Below are 1,852 nucleotides of genomic sequence, written 5' to 3'. Positions count from 1 at the left end.
CAAGGCGACGCAGCCGATCCGCGACAAGTACGGCGTCAAGTACGCCGCTCTGCTGAAGCGCATCCAGGACACCCAGTAAGCGCATGCGAGCCGCCTACGCCTCGGCGATGGAGCGGCTCTACCTCGCCTGCATCGTGGTCTCGGCCACCGCGCTGGTGGCGATCACGCTGGCGATTCCCTACGGCGTGTTCATGCGCTACGTCATGAACTCGGCGGCGAGCTGGCCCGAGCCGTTCGCGGTGCTGGCGATGGTGCTCTTCACCTTCCTCGGGGGCGCCGCGGCGTACCGCGCCAACGTGCACATCGCGGTGCGGATGCTGACCGACGCGGTCGCACCGCGCCTGCGGGCGCTGCTCCTCCGGCTCGCCGACCTGGCGATGGTCGCCACCGCCCTGTTCATGCTCTTCTACGGCGCCCAGCTGGTCCGGGCGACCATGAGCCAGACGATCGCGGAGTTCCCGATGCTGCCCGTCGGCATCACCTACCTGCCGATCCCCCTGGCGGGCCTCTTCACCCTGCTCTTCATCGTCGAGCGGCTCTGGCTCGGCTCGCCGCCGCCGACCTCGGTGATGTACCGCGACCGGCCGCTGGCCGAGTGACGGCGGCGCCGACGCTCACATGATCGAAGTCCTCGTCCTGCTCGGCGCCTTCTTCGTGCTCTGCATGATCGGCATGCCGGTCGCCTACACGCTCGGCCTGGCGGCGATCATCGGCTCGCTCTGGATCGACGTCCCGCTCGAGGCGGTGATGATCCAGATCTCGAGCGGCGTCAACAGCTTCTCGCTGCTGGCCATCCCCTTCTTCGTGCTGGCCGGGGCGATCATGGCCGAGGGCGGGATGGCGGTGCGGCTGGTCAACCTGGCGCGCGTCTTCGTCGGCGCGATCCGCGGCGGCCTGGCCCTCGTGAACGTCATCGCCTCCACCTTCTTCAGCGGCGTCTCGGGCTCGTCGGTCGCGGACACCGCGTCGATCGGCTCGGTGCTGATCCCGCAGATGGTCAAGCAGGGCTACCCGAAGGTCTTCGCCACCAACGTCACGATCTGCGGCTCGGTCCAGGCGGTGCTCATCCCGCCGTCGCACAACGCCGTGCTCTATTCGCTCGCCGCCGGCGGCACGATCTCGGTGGCCCAGCTGTTCCTCGCCGGCGTGCTGCCCGGGCTGCTGTTCGGGGCCTGCGTCATGGGCCTGTGCCTGCTGCTTTCGTACCGTCGCGGCTACCCGAAGGGCGAGCCGGTGACGCTGCGCCAGGCCGGCCGCATCGTCGTCGATGCCTTGTGGGGCCTGGTCACCGTCGTGATCATCCTCGGCGGCATCCTGACCGGCGTCTTCACGCCGACCGAGTCGGCGGCGGTGGCGTGCCTGTACGCCTTCATCGTCACGATGTTCATCTACCGCGACTACCGCTGGGCCGAGCTGCCGATGCTGCTGCACCGCGTCACCAAGATGGTGGCGATGGTGATGATGCTGATCGGCTTCTCGGCCGCCTTCGGCTACATGATGGCGCTGATGCAGGTGCCGGCGAAGGCGACCCAGTTCTTCCTCGCCGTCGCCGGCAACAAGTACGAGCTGCTGCTCATGATCAACGTCCTGCTGATCTTGCTCGGCACCTTCATGGACATGGCGCCGATGATCCTGATCTGCACGCCGATCCTACTGCCGGTGATCCTCAAGTTCGGTATCGACCCGGTCCACTTCGGCATGATCCTGCTCGTCAACGCGGGCATCGGCCTGATCACGCCCCCGGTCGGGCCGACCCTGTTCGTCGGCTGCGCCATCGGCAAGGTGACGATCGAGGAGGTGTCGCGCGAGCTCTGGCCGTTCTACGCGGCGATGTGCGCCGCGCTGCTGATCG

2 protein-coding genes are annotated in these 1,852 nt (G+C 67.8%); both read left to right on the top strand.

Annotated features, from left to right (window positions below):
- Positions 1-83 precede the first annotated feature (83 nt).
- The gene (locus AC30N0_RS13610; protein WP_489518446.1) at positions 84-599 is read left to right on the top strand and encodes a TRAP transporter small permease; all 516 of its coding nucleotides are present in this window, start codon (positions 84-86) and stop codon (positions 597-599) included.
- A gap of 19 nt (positions 600-618) precedes the next feature.
- Positions 619-1,852: TRAP transporter large permease (locus tag AC30N0_RS13605; RefSeq protein ID WP_489518445.1), on the top strand; the 1,234-nt coding region annotated here is incomplete at its 3' end.

This window comes from Rhizobacter sp. (assembly GCF_031412495.1).
Classification (GTDB): domain Bacteria; phylum Pseudomonadota; class Gammaproteobacteria; order Burkholderiales; family Burkholderiaceae_C; genus Schlegelella_A.
Note: the sequence above shows the minus strand (reverse complement) of the source record. Positions and strands in the feature narration are given on the sequence as shown.

Coding starts and splice junctions, on each gene's coding strand:
- AC30N0_RS13610 (WP_489518446.1), top strand. CDS start 84: ATGCGAGCCGCCTACGCCTCGGCGATGGAGCGGCTCTACCTCGCCTGC.